We start from the raw sequence: 20,505 nt of genomic DNA, 5'->3' as shown, positions 1-20,505 counted from the left end.
ACGTTGAAAATATAAATCATATGCATTTTATTGATGAAGTTAAAATATATATAAAAGGTGGGAACGGCGGCAATGGTTGTGTTAGTTTCCATCGTGAGAAATTTATTGACAGAGGCGGACCGGATGGTGGTGATGGTGGACGTGGCGGTAGTGTTATTTTCAGGAGTAATCACCATCTTAATACGCTAGTAAATTATCGATATAAACAGCATTTTACTGCAGAAAACGGCGAAAACGGTAAAGATTCAAATAGAAGCGGTAAATCAGGAAAATCATTAGTTCTTGATGTTCCGATCGGTACTCAAATCTTTTCCGAGGACGGCAATATATTATTTTATGATTTCACTGTGGATGATCAAAGCTTTGAAATAATTAAAGGAGGAAGTGGTGGTCTTGGTAACAGCCATTTCAAATCGTCGGTTAATCAAGCTCCAAGAAAGCGTACGGAAGGAGAAATTGCCGAAGAAATGTGGATTCATTTAAGTTTAAAACTTCTCTCTGATGTTGGGCTTGTGGGGCTTCCAAATGCCGGTAAATCTACTTTTTTATCCGTTGTAACGGCAGCCAAGCCTAAAATTGCCGATTATCCCTTTACTACTTTAGTGCCAAATCTTGGAGTGGTATATGTTGATGACGAAGAGTTTGTCATAGCCGATATTCCTGGTTTAATTGAGGGGGCTCATCAAGGTCACGGACTTGGCGATAAATTCTTAAAGCATATAGAAAGATGTAATGTATTAATACATTTAATAGACGGCTCTAGTAATGATGTAGTTGCAGATTATAATACGGTACGTCTTGAGCTTGAATCATATTCCGATTATCTAAAAAATAAAATCGAAACCATATGTCTTAATAAATGCGATGTTCTCACAGATGAGGAAATACAGGAAAAAATAAATAAGCTGCAGAAAGTTACTAATAAAGAAGTTTTTCCTATCTCTACCTGCACTAATGCTGGAGTAAATAAAATAGTTAAACTTGCTTTAGAGACTATAAAAAATCAGGAGTAATACTACTAGGTATTGCCTGCGTGGATACTGAGGATTGTCATTACGAGGATTCCTGAGATTGCCACGTTCACTAACGTTCGCTCGCAATGACAATGAATAAGTTAAATTAAAGTAATACGTTGCTCTTCTGCTTCTAGATATTTCTCTAGCTCTTCCTTAGTATATTTTTTTTCTTTAAGATTTATTTCGTGATTAAATATATATTGTACAGCTTTATCTTCTAAGGCAGGACCTTTAAGTCCTTCAATGGCTCTAGGATTATTTTTATAAAAATCAAATATCATATTTTCCTGCCCAGGAAAATTACGTGCTTGTTGCATAATAACTTTTCTTAAATCATCAGGCTCTAATTGCAAATTTTTAGATTTTGCATATTCAGCAAGTAATAAGCCTATTCGCACACGGCGTAGGGCTAATTTATTATAATATGCTGTTATTTCTTTAGAGGATTTATCTTTCAATAATGATTCATCTTGTTCATTTTTATCGGTTCCGGACTTTAGAATATTTTTTTCTTGCTCTAATAAAGATTCCGGTACATCAAAATCTAACAATTTTTCTAACTTATCAAATAAGTTCATTTTCATTATAGTATTAATAGCTTCTTCCGACTCATTTTCTATTTGTTTAGTAAAATGTGTACGCAATTCTTCAAGGCTATTACTTTGGAATTTTTTAGCAAATTCGTCATCGATAACGGTAGGTTCTGCAGTATGTACTGCTTTAATTTGTACTACAAAACGAGCATCCTTACCTGCTAAATCTTTAGCATGGTAATTTTCAGGAAAAGTAACATTAACATCTACTTCACTACCTGTTTTAGAACCTATTAATTGTTTCTCAAAACCGGGAATAAGTGCATTACTACCTATTATTACCTTAAAATCATTTAATTTACCGTCCTCAAAAGCTTTCTCCTTGATGTACCCGATTGCATCAATAGTAACCTGATCTCCGTCTTTTATTTTTGCTTTACTTTCTTTAGTATAATTTTTTGTTAATGCAGCAAGTTTTTCTAGTTGTTCTTCAACATCTTTAGAGTTTACTTCTAATTTTGGACGATCTAGTGAGATTTTTTTTAAATCCGGAATAGTAATTTTAGGTAATAGCTCTATTTTTACGGTAAATTCTAAAGCTTTATCGGATTCGTTTTGTAATTCTTCAATTTTGGGTCTACCGATTATATTTAGATTATGCTCTTTAATAACGTGATTTACTGAATGGTTAATTCTTCTTTCTATTATATCATTCCTGACGGAAGTACCGTATTTTTTCTTAACAATTGAAACCGGTACTTTACCGGTTCTAAAACCTGCTATTTTAACTTTTTTGGTTAAATCAAGTAATTCTTTTTGAATATCGTCATCTATCTCACTTAAAGGAGTAGAAATTCTTGCATGAAAATCCAATCCTTCGTTTTTTAATATGGTAATTCCCATTTTAATAATCCATTAATTCTGTATATAGTTTGCTAATCAAAATAAACTAAAGAGCTGCAATATGCAATAGTTTTTGTAAAATCCCATTAGGATTAGGCATTGCTAACTGTGAGTTTCGCAGAACTCACATTTGCTGGCAATATAGTCGTCTATTTTTGCAATCACTAACTATTTCGCGTTAGCACTTAACAGCAATTGAGCCATTTCCATAGCAGTAAGCTCCTGCTTCTTATAATTTTCAAGGGCTTTAATAATTTTGGATATATCAAATATCTTATCGGTATTATTAATATAACAATATTTAGCCCGATTTCCCTTTTTTATTGTATTAATGTTCGGTTCGATGTTTGATATAGTACGTAATAACCTTAATTTGTGTCTATAAATCATTATGATAATTTTTTTCTGCTACTTTATTCTTAGTGCTAAGTAATCGTTTGCCGTTGCTTGTTTGTACGTTTCGTTTTGTTTCATCAGGATAAGTATTAAGCAATCCATGTAGGCTATTTGAGCATTACTAAATTCTTTCCCTGGATGAGCTTTAAGGAACTCAATAACTGCATTTTTACGGTCAAATTTTTTATTATAATATACCTCATTATAATTAACCGCTCTATTAGTATTATTAACATAACAATATTTAGTCAAAAGCCCTTTTTTTATTATCTTAATGTTCGGTTCTATTTTTTGTATAGCGTTCAATAGCTTATTCAATTCATTTCTATAAATCATGATAATAATTTTTCTCTTTCTTACTTTGCTTTTAGCATTAAGTAATCGTTTATCATTGCTTGCTTCCTCTTTTTTATTTGCTTCTTCAGGATAAGTATCAACTAGATAGATTGTTATTTTAGAAGCAGTAAACTCTTTGCCGGCATGAGTTTTAAAAGTTTAATAATTGCAGTTTTGCGGTCAAAAAAAGACATATTTGGTAATTATATTAAGTTAAAATTCATATTACTTTATTTTTTATACATTGCTAAATTAAAGATGGATATTGTCATGAGCTAAGCGACTAGCCGTAGTCGATTTTGTAGAAGTATTTTTTTCTTTTTTGTTATTGCTCGTTTGTTCTTTATCTGAGTTAACTTTAAAAGCTCAATAATTACAGCTTTGTATTGAAATTTTGCAGAAAAAATAAATTATAAATTCTTCAAAGTAAACAAATTAATTATATAGAAATAAAAAATTAATATTATTAGTGGTATAAAAATACAACTATTTTTTAAATTATATAAAGATAAGGTATTTATGGGGTAACCCTTTATTTTTTAAAAAGAATTTAAAGGGTTATATCTTACTTTTTTAGAGTATATTGCAATAAACTAGATGATTTAGGAGCAAAAGCAAGTAAATAAATTGGGTATAAGATTTGTGGCATTGTTAACCAAAGATAGATATCGTTATGAGCTAAATAACTGAAAGTGTTGTTGCGTGGAGGCCAAATCGTCATTGCGAGACGCGAAGCGACGTGGCAATCCAAAAAAATAATTAAAAAAATTCTGATTTACAGAATTTTTTACTGGATTGCTTCGTCGAATTACTACGTAATTCTTCTCGCAATGACGGAAAACTAATCCACGCAACAATGCCACGCAGGAATGACATTAAGAGCATTTTTTATTAGACTGCTTAGTCAATTACTGAGTAATTTTCCTCACAATGGCGTTAAGCAATAAGATTTAAGCGTACTTCTTCGTTCAGTTCTTTAGCAGAAGATAATTCTATATCAAGTTCGGCAAATATCTGCACTAAAGCTACAGATAAATCATTGATCATTTTGTCGGTATGGGCAGGGGTTGGGATGATGCGGAGGCGTTCCGTACCTCTCGGTACGGTTGGAAAATTGATATGTTGAACGTAAATACCGTATTCATTAAGGAGCATATTTGAGGCTTTCGCCGTTTTAATCGGATCACCAATAATTATCGGCACTATATGACTTTCATTTTTCAAATAAGGTATATTAAAACGTTCAAAAGAATTTTTAAGTTTTGTAACTACTTCTTGATGTTTTATTCGTTCTTCATTCGATTCTTTAAGATGTCTAATACTATGCGTTGCAGCGGTAGAAATTACCGGCGGCAATGAAGTAGTGAAAATAAACCCTGGAGCGGTTAGTCTTATAGCGTCGACTAAATTATGGTTGCTAGTGATATAACCGCCGATAGTACCATATGCTTTGGCAAGTGTCCCTTGAATAATATCGATTTGATCACTACAATTAAGAAGCTCGGCAATACCGCCACCCTGTTTACCGTATAAACCGACCGTATGAACTTCATCGATAAAGGTTAAAGCATTATATTTTTTGGCTAAGTTGATTATATCTTTGATAGGTGAGAAAAAACCGTCCATAGAATAAGCCGATTCAAAAACAACAATTTTCGGTCTATTAATATCGACTGATTGTAAAAGCTCTTCTAGATGCTTAACGTCTAAATGTCTATATATATATTTCTCGGCTCTTGAACTTGTAATCCCTGCAATTATTGATGCATGATTTAGCTCATCGGAGAAAAATACTATATTCGGCATGATTTTAGCAAGACTTGCAAGTGTTGTATCATTTGCAACAAAACCGGATGTAAAAACTAAAGCTGCTTGCTTTTTGTGTAAATTTGCAAGTTCTTTTTCAAGCTCAAGAATGGCAATATTATTACCGCCGATATTGCGAGTTCCACCTGATCCAATACCGTATTTTAGCAAGGCATCTATAGAAGCGTGCATTACTTTTGCATGTTTACTCATACCCAAATAGTCATTAATGCACCACATAACTATTTGTTTATTAGCGTGTTCTGCAAAAGGAAAATTATCGGCTTGTCTTTTTAAGGCCTTAAATTCTCGATATCTTCCTTCGCTTTTGATCTTATCTATATGTTTGCTAAATATAATATCGTAATAAGACATTTTCTCGATGTCATTCCCGCGTAGGCGGGAATCCATTTTATTAATTATAAAATTCTATAATCAGATATTTTGAATGTTCTTTCTAGATTCCCGCCTACGTGGGAATGACATCGAACAGAACAATACTTCCAAACTCACGTTTGCAACTATTCTACATTAAAATTAAAAAAGTTTAAAGTTATAATATGGCTTTTTGTACAATATCGTTTAATCTCTTTGAAAATGCACCTGTATCAGCAACCGGTTCACCCTCTAAAATACAGGCTTGATCAAATATTAGATTAACCAATTCTTCATTATTTTTATTATTTGCTTTTAAGTCGTTAAAGATTTTCTCTATGATTTTATTTTTAGGGTTTAACTCTAGATTTTTAGCTGAGGCATTAGCTATTTGTTTCTGTTCAATCAAAAATCTCTCCATACGAATATCCATAGCAGCGTCGCTAACGGCAAGACAAGCAGGACTTGAAGTAAGTTTTTTAGAGATCTTAACTTCTTTTACCAACTCCCCTAGTGTCTCTTTAAAATAATCTGTTAGCAATTTATATTCATCATCGGATTTTTTACTATCTGTATTTTTCTCCTCAGATTGTGAAGTAGTTTGCTCTACATCGATATCGCTTCTTGTCGCTGATTTAATAGCATGTTCTTTATATTTGCTATTAACATTTACCCAAAAATCATCCACTGTATCGGTAAAAAGTAATACATCGATTTTTTTACTTAACAACCCTTCGATTTGTGGGCTTGAAAGTAATTTATCGGGGTTATCACCGCTTAAATAATATATAGTACTCTGCCCTTCTTTAAAATTCGCTATATATTCGTCAAGGCTGATCATTTTATTATGCAAGGCACTTCTGAATATGCATACCTCTAATAATTTTTCATGGTTGGTAGTAGCCTCACATAAACCCTCTTTTAAAGCACCGCCGAAATTAGCCCAAAACTTATTATATTCTTCAGGTGATTCCTCTTTCTTTTTTCTAAGCTCGCCAAGCACTCTTTTTGTAATAGCATTTTTGATTTTCTCAAGCACGCTATTATGCTGCAGTGATTCACGGCTAATATTTAGTGGTAAATCTTCTGAATCAACCACGCCTCGTAAAAATCTTAAATATGACGGGATTAAATCTATATTCTCATCAGATATAAATACTCTTTTTATATATAATTTTACTCGCCTTTTGCGATCAGGGTGGAATAAATCAAATGTTTTGCTTGATGGAATGAAAAGTAGGTTAGTAAATTCTATAGCTCCCTCGTTTTTATTATGCATAGTTATCCAAGGGTCATCAATGGTATAAGATAGACTTTTGTAGAATTCTTTATATTGTTCTTCCGTAATTTCCGATTTCGGTCTTGTCCATAATGCAGAAGCTGAATTAAGTTGGATTTCATTATTACCAGCTTCATCAAAGAAATATATTGGTACTGCTATGTGATCGGAATAGCTTTTAACGATGTGTTTTAATCTAAAATGATCAAGGAATGTATCTTCTTCCTTTTTGATATGTAAAACGATTTCCGTGCCTCTTGTGAACTCTTTATCTGAATCTGAGACAGTATATTCACCAAGCCCGTCTGATTCCCAAATATAGACTTTATCTTCCCCAGCTTGTTTTGAGGTTACAGTCACTTTATCGGCTACCATAAAGCTTGAATAAAATCCAACACCAAATTGACCGATTAGCATATTGTCTTTTTTAGAATCACCGGATAGGCTTTTAAGAAAATTTGCCGTACCCGATCTTGCAATAGTACCGAGATTTTCAATTAAATCGTCTTTATTCATGCCGATGCCGTTATCACGGATAATGATTTGTCCGTTATCTTTATCGACTTTAACCGTAATTTTAAAATTGCTATCGCCAGCTACTAATTCACTATTACTTTGAGATAAATAACGTAATTTATCACAAGCATCCGAAGCATTGGAAATTAATTCCCTCATAAAAATCTCTTTATTACTATAAAGAGAGTGAATCATTAAATTTAAAATCTTGCCAACCTCGGCATCAAATTTCTTTTTTTCTTGTATCATAATTATTCCAGTTAATAAATTATTTTTTCGTCATATGACTGCTTATGTCATTCCTGCGGAAGCAGGAATCTAGAAAATAATAAATATAAACTGGATTCCCGCCTATGCGGGAATGACATTGGAAGTCTAGCAACAACTGCACCTTATTTAATATAGGAATTAATAATCAAATTTAAATAGTCTTCATTAATATTTTTTATCAATATCGTTTTTAAGCTATGAGTATGACCTTTAATAATTTCGATATTACTACGTGATAATTTCCATTCTTTTGCTAAATAATTTATGATTTCTTCATTCGCTTTACCTTGTTCCGGTATTGCTTTTATAGATAATTTTAGATATGGGATATTATTAATAATTACAAAATTGCTAATTAGATTTTGTTTAGAATTAGGCTTTACTTTAAAACTAAGTAAAGCCTGATGTGAAGAAGAATTGTAATTGTAGAATTTATCCATGAATATTTTTTATCATATTTGCTTATTATTTTTAATAAAAAAAGAATCCTTGAAAAACTTTGCTTAAACTGATATAATGTTTACCATAAATGTTTAGCACCCTTAGCTCAGCTGGATAGAGCAACAGATTTCTAATCTGTGGGTCAGAGGTTCGAATCCTTTAGGGTGCGCCATTCTGCATTTCTCGGTATTTCTACAAACGTATCAAACCGCAGATGCAGCATAAAATCAAGCTTTTGACCGTTTAGTTTAATTGAATATTAATTGTCTTTCACCAAGTCTCTAAACTAAGCAGCTTTTCTCTAAATAGTAAATTTATCACCTTATAAAACGAAATATTAAAAATATTTCTTAAGTTTATTAATTAAAGCTTTAATTTCTTTTGTGTTAACTAATATTTAATAATCATGATATCACAAGTATCGCTTCATATGTAGACATAAATATGAAAATTTGCTTAATGGAGCTAATAATGGATTAAAAGAAGAAATGATTATTAATACCCTCACAGAACTATCATCAGACCATTCTGGTGTAATGCTTAATTTAAAACCGAGTAATAACGAAAAAGAGTTTAAAGAAAAATTAGAAAAGATTATTAATACTTATGAAAAATGGAAGGAAAATCCTGAAAACAAAAAAGCAATTTCTCAAGAACTCAAAAAAGAATGAGAGAATCTAGATATATGGTGCAAAGAAACAGCTAAAAAAGATAATTCGCATGTTTTTAAAAATATTGGACAAGTTATAAAACATAGTTTTAAAGCTTTGGCTAACATAGGAAATAAAGAAGCTTTTAAAAAAGAACAGAAAGAAGTAGGTATTTTATATGGATGCTATAACACATGCTAATAAAAATACTAAACAAACACTAGAACGCATAAGGGCTACTATTAACAAACATAAATCTCCCCTTCTTATTACTACTCCCAAGAATATATTGCAGAAAAGCAAGCGAGGATCTATAGAAAGATAAATAATAATTACTCGAAGCTGGTAAATGTATCGATAATCGTCCACTAGGGTGTGCCATTAACCGAAAACCAACAAGCCGCCTTAATCTCTTTTATTTTCAACTGTGGGGCTGGGGCATTTCAAGCATCAACATTGCAGCAAAAGCTAAACCGAGGTGAATATGCAAACGCTGCTAACGAGTTACTGCGATGGATGTGTGCTAAAGGCGGTCTTAAGCTGCAAGGCTTAGTGAAACGTCGGCAATACTATAGATTATAATTATTACTAATTATTAAAACTTTTGATTATTTCCTGTAATTCTCTAATAATACGCTTAAACTAAGAGATATTACAGGAAACCTGCTATAAATATTTATCAATTAAGCAGATATCACCGGAGAAGGAGCAAAAGATTTTGTCGGATAATTTCCACTTTCTTTCTCCAATTTTTCAAAATGAAATATACCAAATCCAATACTTGTTGGAATCATAATATTAATACTCCCCAGTTTCTAAAGGTTTTTATTAAATGAGGAAAACCAAAAGAGCTAATAACATACATACAAGCAGCTGATACAGCATATGTAAATGTTACGGAAGTAAAGCGTTTAAAGATTGGAAAATGTCTAAAACAATTTGGTACAGCCGGCATAACATTAAGGGCAAAAGCCATGATAAGTGCTTGAATATAAATTAATAATATTTCCTAATGCCTAATTACAAATCAGAGGAATATCTAATATATTAGACCAAACTTTATCCCAACCTTTTGCATGAGAAATATTAGGAAAAGTTTGCTTTTTTACACACGGTGAGTTACTTGTTTTTACGTAAAGTGCTGCTATGAAAGGCGGGACTCTTTTGTCATCCATGCCGGAGAGATGTAATTGAGGGATATTATTAACCTGTTTTGCATAATTTATCGGGTTTAAGGATTTAACTAAGTAACCACGATAATTATGATATTTATCAAACTTTTTAGTATCTAAATTACCGGCAATCGTTATAATATCTTTAACATTACTATTTTGAGCGGCAATTAATATTGTAAGCCCGCCGCCACCAGAGAAGCCGACTAAGCTAAATTTTTGTCCGTTATTGATAATATTTATGACATTGTTAATTGAATCTACGACTTCCTGCCCCATTCTTTTATCTAACCAATAATCGCTAATGCATTTTGAGTTCATTTCTAAAGGAGTATATTGGCAAGGTCTTGCTATATAAACAATATTCGGTCTTTTATCCATTGTAGCAAGTTTTAAGAGCATCGGATTAACGGGAGTAGGGTTGTCGGAATTAGCAGATCCATCCGCAAGATGTCCATCTCCCTCAATATAGAATACAAAAGGTAGGTTACGGTCGGTAATACGCTGATAAGTCGTAAGAGTAAAATCACCACCGTTTACTAGCCTCATCTGAAAGTTATTTTGAGTTGCTATATCTTGCGAATGCTTTACCCTTCTAGCTACATCATGAGTAGTAGAACACCCTGAAAGAAATATGGGTATTAAAAATATTATTGCCCAAATAAAATTTTTCATAACAATTTTGATTAAAACGGTATTTCGTCGTCTAAGTCGCTATGGTCAAAGGAATGATTTTTAGTTTCAGGATGTTTATATTCGCTATGCCCTGAATCTTGATTATGATTATTAGAGTTTTTACTATCTAATAATATTAATTGTGAATTAAAGTTTTGTAACACAACTTCCGTGGTATATTTTTCTTGACCTGAATTATCATTCCACTTACGGGTTTGCAATGAACCTTCAATATATAATTTGCTACCTTTTGTGACATAGCGTTCTACAACAGATACTAACCCTTCACTAAATATCACTACTCTATGCCATTCAGTTCGTTCTTTTCGTTCGCTGGTAATGCGATCTTTCCAAGTTTCGGTTGTTGCTAAGGAAAGATTAATGATTTTTTTTCCTTCGCCCGTAGTTCTCATTTCCGGATCACGCCCTACATTACCTATTAATATTACTTTATTTAAACTACCTGCCATAGATTACTACCTACTTTAAAATATTACTATTGCAATAATAAAATAAAAGAGCCTATAATACTACAGGTTTTTTAAAAAATATCTCAAAAATTTTGTAGTGAAGTGATTATGAACCAAGAATATATTAAGGTACGCGGTGCTAAAGAGCATAATCTAAAAAATATAAATGTTAATATTCCAAGGAATAAATTTGTTGTTATCACCGGTCTTAGCGGTTCAGGCAAGTCTTCTTTAGCGTTTGATACTATTTATGCAGAAGGTCAAAGGCGATATGTTGAAAGTTTATCTTCATATGCAAGGCAATTCTTACATTTACAAAATAAACCTAATGTAGAATCTATTTCCGGATTATCGCCTGCTATTGCAATTGACCAAAAAACTACTTCCAAAAATCCACGTTCTACGGTTGGAACTATAACGGAAATTTACGATTATCTTAGGTTATTATATGCAAGGGTGGGTATTCCTTACTCTCCGGCAACCGGTCTTCCGATACATAGCCAAACAGTTTCTGAGATGGTAGATATAATTAACGAACTACCTAAGGGTACGAAAATATATTTACTCGCTCCTATTGTTAGAGGACATAAGGGTGAGTTCAAGCGTGAAATTATGAATTTGAAAAAGCAAGGCTTTCAGAAATTAATAGTTAACGGGGAAGTTTACGAAATTGATGATTTACCGAAACTTGATAAAAATAAGAAGCATAATATAGAAGTGATCGTTGATAGAATAGTTCTAGACGAAAGTTTAGGTAATAGACTTGCAGATAGCTTAGAGAGTTCGTTAAATCTTGCCGAGGGTATTACTTATTTGGAAATTGTAGAATTACCGCCGGCAGTTAAGAGCGAGTTTGAAAAAAATCAGCGTATTACTTTTTCCGAGCAATATTCTTGTCCGGTATCGGGTTTTCAGCTTACTGAAATAGAGCCTCGAATCTTTTCTTTTAATAGCCCTTTTGGAGCATGTCCTAAATGTGAAGGGATAGGTAAGGAGTTTTTCTTTGATAGAGATTTAATAGTTCCGGATCAAAGAATTGCTATTAAAGACGGTGCAATAGTGCCTTGGGGTAGTACAGCTTCTAAATTTATCCTAGAGACATTAAAGGCTCTTGCCGATCATTATAAATTTTCTATTGAAGTACCTTTTGTAAGTTTATCACAAAATGTTAAGGATATTTTATTTGAAGGTTCAGGAGAAGAGGCAATAAAGTTTGAATTTCACGATGGTTCTAAAACGCAAATAATAAAACAACCTTTTGCCGGTATAATACCAAGTTTGCAAGAAAAGGACCGTACTATAGAATCGGTTTTAATTAAAGAAGAACTAGCTAAATTTAAGTCAGAGCATAAATGTACTGCTTGTTCAGGGTTTAGATTAAAAGACGAAGCATTATGCGTTAAAATAGCAAATTTTCATATAGGCGAAGTAGCAGGTATGAGTATTGCAGCCTTGCAAAAATGGTTTAGTCACTTAGAAGAAAAATTAAATAAAAAGCAATTATTTATTGCTGAGCGTATACTCAAAGAAATTACCGAGAGATTAAAATTTCTTATGAATGTCGGGCTTGATTATCTAACGTTATCACGAGAAGCAGGTACTTTATCGGGTGGGGAAAGTCAGCGTATTCGTCTTGCATCTCAAATAGGTTCAGGACTGAGCGGTGTTTTATATGTACTTGATGAGCCGTCTATTGGTCTTCATCAACGAGATAATACAAGATTAATTGAGACACTAAAAAGGCTTAGAGATTTGGGTAATACCGTTTTGGTAGTCGAGCATGATGAAGAAACAATATATGAAGCAGACCATGTTATTGATATAGGACCGGGAGCCGGTATTCACGGCGGTCGTGTTATTGCGGAAGGAAATGCTGAAGAAATAAAGAATTTTGAAAAAAGTATCACAGGTAGGTATCTAAGTGGTCGTCAAACAATCAAAGTGCCGTCTGAAACAAGAGTAGGGCATGATAATAGGGCAATTGAATTACTTGGGGCGGTTTCCAACAATTTAGATAATGTTGATATCAAAATTCCGCTTGGTACTTTTACCGCTATAACGGGAGTATCGGGAAGCGGTAAATCAAGCTTGATGATTCATACTCTATATAAAGCAGCTCTAAAGCATTTAGAGCCAACTAGCAAAGTATTTCCTGGCAAGTACAGAGAGTTAAAAGGACTTGAATATATTGATAAAATTATCGATATTAATCAATCTCCGATAGGTAGAACTCCTCGTTCAAACCCTGCGACTTATACAGGTGCCTTTACCCATATTAGGGATTGGTTTGTGGAGTTACCTGAATCAAAAGCTAGAGGGTATAAAGTAGGCAGATTTTCGTTTAACGTTAAAGGTGGTAGATGTGAAGCATGCCAAGGTGATGGGCTAATAAAAATAGAGATGCATTTCCTACCTGACGTATATGTAAAGTGTGATATTTGTAACGGTCACAGATATAATAGAGAAACGCTTGAAATAAAATATAAAGGTAAATCTATTGCCGATATTTTGATGATGACTGTAGAAGATGCGATGCAGTTTTTTGAAAAAATACCGTTAATCTATGAAAAATTAATTACCTTAAATGAAGTGGGTCTAGGCTATATTAAAATCGGTCAGTCTGCTACTACTCTTTCAGGTGGTGAAGCACAACGCGTTAAGCTTGCTAAAGAATTATCAAGACGTTCAACCGGTAAAACGCTTTATATACTTGATGAACCGACTACGGGATTACATATCGACGATATTAATAAATTGTTAAAAGTGTTACATAAACTTGTTGATATGGGCAATACCGTTTTAGTTATCGAGCATAATTTAGATGTTATAAAAACTGCAGATTATATTATTGACGTCGGTCCTGAAGGTGGCGACAAAGGCGGTAAGATAGTTGTATGTGGTACCCCTGCCGACATTGCTGCCTGTGAGGAAAGCCATACCGGTAGATATTTAAAGCAATATTTGGTGTGATCTAATATAAATAGCAAGTTACTCTATATAATTTGCTATTTGATGTATTTCTAAATTATCCTTAACACTCATTCCTTGATTTCGTTAAGAAAAATTAATCTAATCTTTGTTATTTTCTAAAAATTATCATATTTTGTGGTTATTACCATGTTTTATGGTTTTCTGTAGAATAATTATAAAAGAAGAAATTAATGAAAGTTACATTTAATAGTATTGAAAAAATTTATAATTTATTAACTACCGAAGAATGAATAGATAAACAAGATCCAAAGCAACGCTTGGAACAATTAAACAAAAAACTAGCGAAAGCTAGTGATCCAAAAGAAAAAATTAATTTAGAACAGGCCATAACAACCTTAGAAGAAAATGCTAAAAGTAATCCCATGACTTTAAAAAAACCTGGAATAAACCAAGACGATGCTGAAATATATTATATAAAGAGGGCTTTAATAAAAAGTCTAGTGATACATTAAAAGAATTATTAGAAAATAATTTTGATCAATTAAATACTAATGATGTTTTTGAAAAGAATACATAAGCAATATTTAAGTACAAATACACGCCTTAAAAAAATCTTATTAGTAAAGAACTATGTAAGGAATATTGCCATATTGTCGAAAATCGCTGACTTAAAAGTATCTACTTACTTTGGAAATTTAGAAGATATAAAAAGTTACTTAAAAACTGTTAATTTTTAAATAAATCTGGAAGAGACTCATTATATATTTTCAGTAATGCACACTTACTGGAAAAAACTGAAAAATTTCAAAAAATTCTTAAAGAAAATAAATTAAATGATTTTCAGCAGATAACTAAAAATGATTTAAAGAATTAGTAAATCAAGTAACTGAAATAGTAATTAAAGAATCTTATAAGTACAAAGAAGAAGAATTATCAGAAGAAAATAAATTACATGCAAAAAATTTAGCTAATTTTTCTTTAAAAGGAAAACTAGATAATAATAGTTTTCAAAAAGCATTGAACTTTATAAAAGAATATTATATGCCTGATATTAATTTTGATATAGAGGTAAAAGGCAAAAAGTATAATTTTCCTAAATTACCTGCCGATGATATGAAAGGTTTTATGCTTGGTAAATTTAGTAATTCTTGCCAATCTATAGGACATGATTCCGAAAGATGTATTTTAGACGGTATGAGTAAAGCAAATGCCGGTTTTTATATAATTACGGATGATAAAGGAAATATAAGAACTCAGTCATATGCTTGGTTTGCTGGAGAGGGAAAAAAGAATGAAAAAGCCACTTCTATGTATGGTACTAGATTCATTGAGCATTTAGGGAAAGAAGATAAATTATTATTTGTACCTATAATAAATAAATTGAGAGAAGCATTACAAAAACAAGAATTAAATTTATATGTAGGATGTGGCGGACAAACTCCTAAACTTGATATAAAAACTATACTTCATCCAAAACCAATGGAGCAAGATTTATATATGGCGATGCAACAAATGTTTATCCTATTACAAGAGAAGTACCAACAATAGAATTAAACTTAGGAAAAAATGCTAATAACCAGGTTAATCAATATTCTACTATTGAAGAGCTAAAAACTGATAGTAAATTACTACAACAAATTATAATAAGTAAGCAAATTAACCGAGATTTAACAGAAGAGGAAATATCGTTGCTTAACATAGGTTTTACTTTTGCACAAATTTCGAATATAGAAAACAATAAACAAGAATTCTTTGTTGAAAATGACGATAATATAAAAAGTGTGACTGACGCCGGTGTTAGTGTGAAAGAATTACTTGCAATGGAACCAAGTTAGCAGAAACTTGTTATTGAAAATAGTTATAAGGTACAAAGCTTATCTAAGGCTAGGCTCATTACGAAAGAATTGTTTAATGTGATAACGGGCCAACAAGAAGCAGGTAATACAAATGAAAATGATTTAACTCAGTTCGATAATACGGATCACAATGCATTAAAAGTAGAGTTGATAGGTGATGCTACAGAACAAGCTTAGGTGAGCGTGGAATACAATTCAAGTATAATAGAATTCTTGCATAATATAGCTAATAAGGAGAGATCCTTTTGGAGACAAATAAGTTATGCAAGAATTCTAATGCTTATGGTCATGGTGGTGGGTATAGAAGCCTAGAGCAGAAAGTGCATTTGAGAATTCAGAGTTAGGAGTTATTTCATTTGGTATTCCGCTGCAACATATGTGACCGTTTAAGCATATCACTTGATCGGAGTTTTTTATTACGGTAAATAAATCATGAGAAATCATAAAAACCGTAATATTGAGCTTTTTACGAATCAAATTAATAAGCTGATAAAATTCTTGTTGGCTTGTTACGTCTAAAGACTGTAACGGTTCATCTAAAATAATTAAGTCGGGATTATTAACTATTGAACATGCAAGAACTACCTTTTGAAACTGCCCTCCTGAGAGCTTAGAAATTTCTTGATCTTTTATATGTTCCAAATCAATAAATGAGTTAATCTCTTTAATATTGTTATTAAAATTACTCGGTGCTAACAACTCTAAAAAATTTTTTACTGTAATAGGTAAATCAGGGGTTAATCCGAACTTCTGCGGTACATATCCAATTTTTAGTTTGGGATCAATTATAATCTCGCCGCTTGTAGGTTTTTCAAGTCCAAGCATTAATCGTACTATGGTAGTTTTACCTGCACCGTTAGGTCCGATTAAAGTAGTGATATTATTTTTTTTGACAGTGAAACTAACGTTATTTATCGGCAATTTATTACCGAATTTTTTAGATACGTTACGAAACTCGATTATAGGTTTTTGCATGTGTCAGTTCACTTCTGTCATCCCGTAGCTTAACCACGGGATCCAGTAATAAATACTAAAGTTATTAATGTTTTAAGTTATTTTTCTAGATCCCGTGGTTAAGCCACGGGATGACACAGTGGGCAATAAATAGCATTCATTAAATAGAATAAATGCCGATTAGTGCTGCCTCGGCAAGTAAATGTTTTTGCAGGGCTAATACTAAATCTGGCTTGCTAGCATTCTCATCAAGCTCAAGATAATCATTTAGGGCATATAGTTTAAAAAAATAACGATGAGGTTTGCCGGCAGGTGGACAAGGACCGCCGTATTTTTTTTCTTGCCAGCTATTATTTAAAATTTTAATACTACTATCTATTTGTCCTTCTGAAAGCTTAGTAATAGAAGCAGAAATATTATATATTACCCAATGATCCCATATACCGTGTGGCGGTGCTATTTCTACCGGTGCATCCGGATCATCCATTATAAGTGCAAAAGATTTAGTATCTGAAGGAGCATTACTCCATTCTAGATTTGGTGAAACATTTTGTCCCTTACTAAGTAACATTTATCAGGAATGCGATCATTATGTTTAAATGCCGTACTTGTTATTATGAAAGTCATAGGTTGCTCCTTTTGTTATAACGTCATTGCGAGCAGCAATAAGCTGCGTGGCAATCTCATGAAATAATAAAATTCCTGAGATTGCTTCAGCAATTACTTCGTAATTTTCCTCGCAATGACGTTTTGTCTATCAATTCACAACTTGCCATTGTCCGTCAGGTTGGCGGCATGCATTACCGTATGCTTTTTGTTGTTTTCCGCCTATTACAACTGTTTGAGTGTACTCACGGCAATATTGACCAGTGCTATTTCTATAAGTTTTATTAGGTGTTACGTAACCGTAATTGCCGTTATCCGGATTACGCCATTCTACGTTACTACCACTAGGAGCTGTTTCTAAAGCTCTCTGTGAGGTAAGCTCTGCAAGTCTTCTATCCTGCTCATCCATACCTGCACCGATTTGTCCACCAAGAACTGCTCCAAGTAATGCACCTACACCTACTCCAACAAGCTGTCCTTTGCCCTTACCGAATTGAGAACCAAGTAATGCGCCGCCAGCACCGCCAAGAAGTGTTCCTGTACCTTGTTTATTCATACCGCCCGGACCGTTACAGGCTTGTAACATAGAAGTTGCAAGAGCTATAATCATAATTTTAGATAATAGTTTCATATAATTCTCTCTAAATTAATATATAATTAATAAGTATATGGTTTTTAGAATTTTGTAAAGCTAAAACTAGATTCTGTAAACAAAATTTAAATTATTTGTATTTTAAAATATTATTTTTAATTTTGTTCACAGAACCTCATTATAATTGAATTTTATATTTTCTTTGTTAAACTACAAATAAATAAATTGGAAAGATTTGTCATGGATACTAATAGCCGTAATCGGTTAATAAAATCGGCATCTTATTTATCGGTTACTACGGCATTAATTATTTTAAGTATAAAATTATATGCTTGGGTTGTTACCGATTCGCAATCAATCCTTGCTTCTTTAATTGATTCAATGCTTGATATAACTTCCTCCTTTATTAATCTAATAGCTTTAAGATTTGCCCTGCAACCGCCGGATCATCATCATCGATTCGGGTATGAAAAACTGCAGGATTTAACAATTTTTTCTCAATCGATATTTTTCTTTGCTTCAGCTTTTTTTGTAGGCTTTTCTTCGGTTAAATCTTTATTTGAAAAAACAAAACCGGAGAATATTAGCGACGGTACTACTGTAATGTATGTATGTATATTCTTAACAATTATTTTAGTGCTTTACCAAACTTATGTAATTAAAAAAACAGGATCGGAAATAGTAAAAGCCGATAAGCTTCATTATTTCACGGACTTACTAACTAATGTTATAGTAATTATCTCTATAAATTTAAGTGATTATTTTTGGTTTGTTGACCCATTATTTGGTGTAGTTATTTCGTTATATATATTTCACTCTTCTTATTCTTTATTTAAAAAGGCATTTAAAAATTTAGTAGATCATGAATTACCCGAACAAGACAGACAAAAAATTATCTCGATAGTTAATAACCATTTAGGGGCAAAAGGTATGCACGAAATGAAAACTAGATATGCCGGTCAAAAAGCTTTTATCCAGTGCCATCTGGAAATGGACGGCAATATGTCGCTTTATAATGCTCATAAAATTAGCGATGAGATTGCTTTTGAAATATTGCAGGAATTTCCGGAGGCTGAAATAATTATCCACCAAGATCCTTTTGGAATCGAAGAACACGTAAAGTACCGTGAATATATTGTTAGATAAAGAAGCTAATTTTAATAATTTTTTCATGGAGCAAGCTTTAAAACAAGCAAAGATTGCTTTTGATAAAAATGAAGTCCCGGTCGGAGCGGTAGTTGTAGATAGGTTAAATCAGAAAATTATTGCTAGTACCCATAACAATACGGAAGAAAAAAATAACGCTCTTTATCATGCTGAAATTATTGCTATTAATGAAGCATGTAATCTTATATCTTCTAAAAATTTAAATGATTATGATATTTACGTTACTTTAGAACCTTGTGCTATGTGTGCGGCAGCTATAGCTCATAGCAGGTTAAAACGTTTATTTTATGGGGCTTCTGATTCCAAGCACGGAGCAGTCGAAAGTAATTTGCGATATTTTAACAGTAGTGCTTGTTTTCATAGACCGGAAATATATAGCGGAATTCTTGCCGAAGATTCGGGACTATTAATGAAAGAGTTTTTTAAGAGGATAAGAACTGTTATTTCTAGCCACAGAGTGACATAAAGAAGTAAGAAAACATGCTAAAACTATTAACCCCCTATTATTTTAATAAATTATCAAAGGTTATAATACCTATATTAGCTATATCTACTTGCGTAATGATGATTATAGGTCTTTATTTAGCCCTTATAGTTTCGCCTGTAGATTATCAGCAAGGTGATTTTGTACGCATTATGTATGTTCATGTCCCTGCCTCTTGGATGGCTCTTGGTGTTTATGTTTTCATGGCAGTATGCAGCTTTAGCTATTTAGTATGGAAAACTACTATTAGCTATTTGCTAGCCGTAGCTTCTAGTTACGTTGGGGCTACTTTTACTTTGATTAGTTTAGTAACAGGTTCTTTATGGGGAAAACCTATATGGGGGACATGGTGGGTTTGGGATGCAAGACTTACATCCATGCTCATATTATTTTTATTATATTTAAGCTATATTATTATAGTGAATAGTGCGGATAATATAAGAAAGGCACAAAATCCTTCTTCTATTATTGCTCTTATCGGACTGATTAACATACCGATAGTAAAATTCTCGGTAAATATTTGGTATAGTCTGCATCAGCCTGCTAGTGTTTTAAGGCTAGGGAGTTCAACTATTCACTCTTCAATGCTAAAGCCTTTAATTATCATGTTTATTAGTTTTATATTATATTTTCTATTAGTATTACTTTTAAGAACTGCTATATTAATCGACAAAATCAAAAACAGATAATAAAATGACTTATGTTGTAACCGATGAATGCGTAAAATGTAAATATACCGATTGTGTTGAAGTATGTCCTGTAGATTGTTTTTATGAAGGTGAAAGGGAAGATGATTTTATGTTAGTCATTAACCCCGATGAATGTATAGATTGCGGCGTTTGTGTTCCTGATTGTCCTATAGGTGCTATTAAACCTGAATCACCGGGGTTAATAGAATGGGTAGAACGTGCAAAAGATTTTATAGAAAATAAAGGATGGAAAAATATTACCAAAAAAAAAACTGCTTTGCCTGATGCCGATAAATTTAAAGATGAGAAAGATAAGTTTAATAAATACATAGGTTCTGTGAAGATTTCTAATTGATTTGTTATTTTGAGATATTTTTAAGCGAAAATT

Annotated in this window: 20 protein-coding genes, 1 tRNA gene and 4 pseudogenes; 13 read left to right on the top strand and 12 right to left on the bottom strand. The window is 32.4% G+C overall.

Annotated elements, in window-relative coordinates; all coding sequences use genetic code 11:
• The first annotated feature begins 20 nt into the window (after nucleotides 1-20).
• A complete protein-coding gene (gene obgE / locus WSW_RS0104505) occupies nucleotides 21-1,013 on the top strand; it encodes a GTPase ObgE (protein ID WP_012737046.1) in 993 nt (330 codons plus the stop codon).
• Between the two features lie 101 nt (nucleotides 1,014-1,114).
• Here the strand turns inward: obgE and tig are convergent, their stop codons facing one another.
• The 6 genes from tig to WSW_RS0104475 all read right to left on the bottom strand — a co-directional run bounded on the left by tig (nucleotide 1,115) and on the right by WSW_RS0104475 (nucleotide 7,870).
• Nucleotides 1,115-2,452 carry a trigger factor gene (gene tig, locus WSW_RS0104500; RefSeq protein ID WP_016917235.1) on the bottom strand — a complete coding sequence of 446 codons (1,338 nt, stop codon included), beginning with the start codon at nucleotides 2,450-2,452 and terminating at the stop codon, nucleotides 1,115-1,117.
• 168 nt (nucleotides 2,453-2,620) lie between these two features.
• A complete protein-coding gene (locus WSW_RS1000000114130) occupies nucleotides 2,621-2,842 on the bottom strand; it encodes a hypothetical protein (protein WP_016917234.1) in 222 nt (73 codons plus the stop codon).
• 18 nt (nucleotides 2,843-2,860) lie between these two features.
• Nucleotides 2,861-3,184 carry a hypothetical protein gene (locus tag WSW_RS1000000112320; RefSeq protein WP_016917233.1) on the bottom strand — a complete coding sequence of 108 codons (324 nt, stop codon included), beginning with the start codon at nucleotides 3,182-3,184 and terminating at the stop codon, nucleotides 2,861-2,863.
• Between the two features lie 936 nt (nucleotides 3,185-4,120).
• Complete coding sequence (gene hemA, locus WSW_RS0104485) at nucleotides 4,121-5,365, bottom strand: 5-aminolevulinate synthase (protein WP_016917232.1); 1,245 nt, start codon at nucleotides 5,363-5,365, stop codon at nucleotides 4,121-4,123.
• Nucleotides 5,366-5,543: 178 nt separating this feature from the next.
• Nucleotides 5,544-7,409: a molecular chaperone HtpG gene (htpG, locus tag WSW_RS0104480; protein ID WP_016917231.1), complete on the bottom strand. Its 1,866-nt coding sequence runs from the start codon at nucleotides 7,407-7,409 to the stop codon at nucleotides 5,544-5,546.
• A 143-nt stretch (nucleotides 7,410-7,552) separates the two neighbouring features.
• The gene (locus tag WSW_RS0104475) at nucleotides 7,553-7,870 is read right to left on the bottom strand and encodes an A1G_07140 family DUF167 domain protein (protein WP_004997180.1); all 318 of its coding nucleotides are present in this window, start codon (nucleotides 7,868-7,870) and stop codon (nucleotides 7,553-7,555) included.
• A 96-nt stretch (nucleotides 7,871-7,966) separates the two neighbouring features.
• Between WSW_RS0104475 and WSW_RS0104470 the strand changes: the two genes are divergently transcribed.
• The 3 genes from WSW_RS0104470 (at nucleotide 7,967) to WSW_RS0104455 (ending at nucleotide 9,103) form a co-directional block, all read left to right on the top strand.
• Nucleotides 7,967-8,043 (top strand) — tRNA-Arg (locus WSW_RS0104470).
• A 280-nt stretch (nucleotides 8,044-8,323) separates the two neighbouring features.
• Nucleotides 8,324-8,542, top strand: coding sequence for a hypothetical protein (locus WSW_RS0104465; protein WP_029374992.1), 219 nt, complete (start codon nucleotides 8,324-8,326; stop codon nucleotides 8,540-8,542).
• A gap of 354 nt (nucleotides 8,543-8,896) precedes the next feature.
• A complete protein-coding gene (locus WSW_RS0104455; protein WP_016917230.1) occupies nucleotides 8,897-9,103 on the top strand; it encodes a lysozyme in 207 nt (68 codons plus the stop codon).
• A gap of 101 nt (nucleotides 9,104-9,204) precedes the next feature.
• Here the strand turns inward: WSW_RS0104455 and WSW_RS1000000113075 are convergent.
• The 3 genes and pseudogenes from WSW_RS1000000113075 to WSW_RS0104440 form a co-directional block, all read right to left on the bottom strand.
• Nucleotides 9,205-9,497, bottom strand: a pseudogene (locus WSW_RS1000000113075) (hypothetical protein).
• A gap of 40 nt (nucleotides 9,498-9,537) precedes the next feature.
• Nucleotides 9,538-10,368, bottom strand: coding sequence for an alpha/beta hydrolase family protein (locus WSW_RS0104445; protein ID WP_010977856.1), 831 nt, complete (start codon nucleotides 10,366-10,368; stop codon nucleotides 9,538-9,540).
• 11 nt (nucleotides 10,369-10,379) lie between these two features.
• Nucleotides 10,380-10,838: a single-stranded DNA-binding protein gene (locus WSW_RS0104440; protein WP_010977855.1), complete on the bottom strand. Its 459-nt coding sequence runs from the start codon at nucleotides 10,836-10,838 to the stop codon at nucleotides 10,380-10,382.
• A 108-nt stretch (nucleotides 10,839-10,946) separates the two neighbouring features.
• On the opposite strand from WSW_RS0104440, the gene uvrA reads away from it, so the two are divergent.
• From uvrA to WSW_RS1000000113070, 5 genes and pseudogenes are all read left to right on the top strand, one after another.
• Nucleotides 10,947-13,808: an excinuclease ABC subunit UvrA gene (gene uvrA, locus WSW_RS0104435; protein ID WP_016917229.1), complete on the top strand. Its 2,862-nt coding sequence runs from the start codon at nucleotides 10,947-10,949 to the stop codon at nucleotides 13,806-13,808.
• 278 nt (nucleotides 13,809-14,086) lie between these two features.
• Nucleotides 14,087-14,281, top strand: a complete 195-nt coding sequence (locus tag WSW_RS0104430) for a hypothetical protein (RefSeq protein WP_016917228.1) — start codon at nucleotides 14,087-14,089, stop codon at nucleotides 14,279-14,281.
• Nucleotides 14,282-14,419: 138 nt separating this feature from the next.
• A pseudogene (locus WSW_RS1000000113935) lies at nucleotides 14,420-14,643 on the top strand (hypothetical protein).
• Between the two features lie 167 nt (nucleotides 14,644-14,810).
• Nucleotides 14,811-15,098 (top strand): annotated as a pseudogene (locus tag WSW_RS1000000111665) (hypothetical protein); the annotation flags it as partial.
• A 359-nt stretch (nucleotides 15,099-15,457) separates the two neighbouring features.
• Nucleotides 15,458-15,604, top strand: coding sequence for a hypothetical protein (locus WSW_RS1000000113070; protein ID WP_016917226.1), 147 nt, complete (start codon nucleotides 15,458-15,460; stop codon nucleotides 15,602-15,604).
• Nucleotides 15,605-15,898: 294 nt separating this feature from the next.
• On the opposite strand, the gene WSW_RS0104395 is transcribed toward WSW_RS1000000113070, so the two are convergent.
• From WSW_RS0104395 to WSW_RS0104385, 3 genes and pseudogenes are all read right to left on the bottom strand, one after another.
• Nucleotides 15,899-16,600 carry an ATP-binding cassette domain-containing protein gene (locus WSW_RS0104395; RefSeq protein WP_010977849.1) on the bottom strand — a complete coding sequence of 234 codons (702 nt, stop codon included), beginning with the start codon at nucleotides 16,598-16,600 and terminating at the stop codon, nucleotides 15,899-15,901.
• 139 nt (nucleotides 16,601-16,739) lie between these two features.
• Nucleotides 16,740-17,206: pseudogene (locus tag WSW_RS1000000109430) on the bottom strand (YbhB/YbcL family Raf kinase inhibitor-like protein).
• A gap of 130 nt (nucleotides 17,207-17,336) precedes the next feature.
• On the bottom strand, nucleotides 17,337-17,816 hold the full coding sequence (locus WSW_RS0104385) for an RT0821/Lpp0805 family surface protein (protein WP_004997204.1): 480 nt from the start codon (nucleotides 17,814-17,816) through the stop codon (nucleotides 17,337-17,339).
• Nucleotides 17,817-18,017: 201 nt separating this feature from the next.
• Between WSW_RS0104385 and WSW_RS0104380 the strand changes: the two genes are divergently transcribed.
• From WSW_RS0104380 to WSW_RS0104365, 4 genes are read left to right on the top strand one after another with little or no spacing between them, the layout of a single operon-like run.
• Nucleotides 18,018-18,923: a cation diffusion facilitator family transporter gene (locus WSW_RS0104380; protein WP_016917224.1), complete on the top strand. Its 906-nt coding sequence runs from the start codon at nucleotides 18,018-18,020 to the stop codon at nucleotides 18,921-18,923.
• Nucleotides 18,904-19,410 carry a nucleoside deaminase gene (locus tag WSW_RS0104375; RefSeq protein ID WP_016917223.1) on the top strand — a complete coding sequence of 169 codons (507 nt, stop codon included), beginning with the start codon at nucleotides 18,904-18,906 and terminating at the stop codon, nucleotides 19,408-19,410. The genes WSW_RS0104380 and WSW_RS0104375 overlap by 20 nt, the downstream gene beginning before the upstream one ends.
• Nucleotides 19,411-19,424: 14 nt before the next feature.
• The gene (locus WSW_RS0104370) at nucleotides 19,425-20,117 is read left to right on the top strand and encodes a heme ABC transporter permease (RefSeq protein WP_016917222.1); all 693 of its coding nucleotides are present in this window, start codon (nucleotides 19,425-19,427) and stop codon (nucleotides 20,115-20,117) included.
• Between the two features lie 4 nt (nucleotides 20,118-20,121).
• The gene (locus WSW_RS0104365) at nucleotides 20,122-20,472 is read left to right on the top strand and encodes a ferredoxin family protein (RefSeq protein WP_012151392.1); all 351 of its coding nucleotides are present in this window, start codon (nucleotides 20,122-20,124) and stop codon (nucleotides 20,470-20,472) included.
• Nucleotides 20,473-20,505: the final 33 nt, after the last annotated feature.

It is taken from the genome of Rickettsia honei RB (genome assembly GCF_000263055.1).
Taxonomy (GTDB): Bacteria; Pseudomonadota; Alphaproteobacteria; order Rickettsiales; family Rickettsiaceae; genus Rickettsia; species Rickettsia rickettsii.
This window is presented reverse-complemented; position numbering and strand designations above follow the sequence as displayed.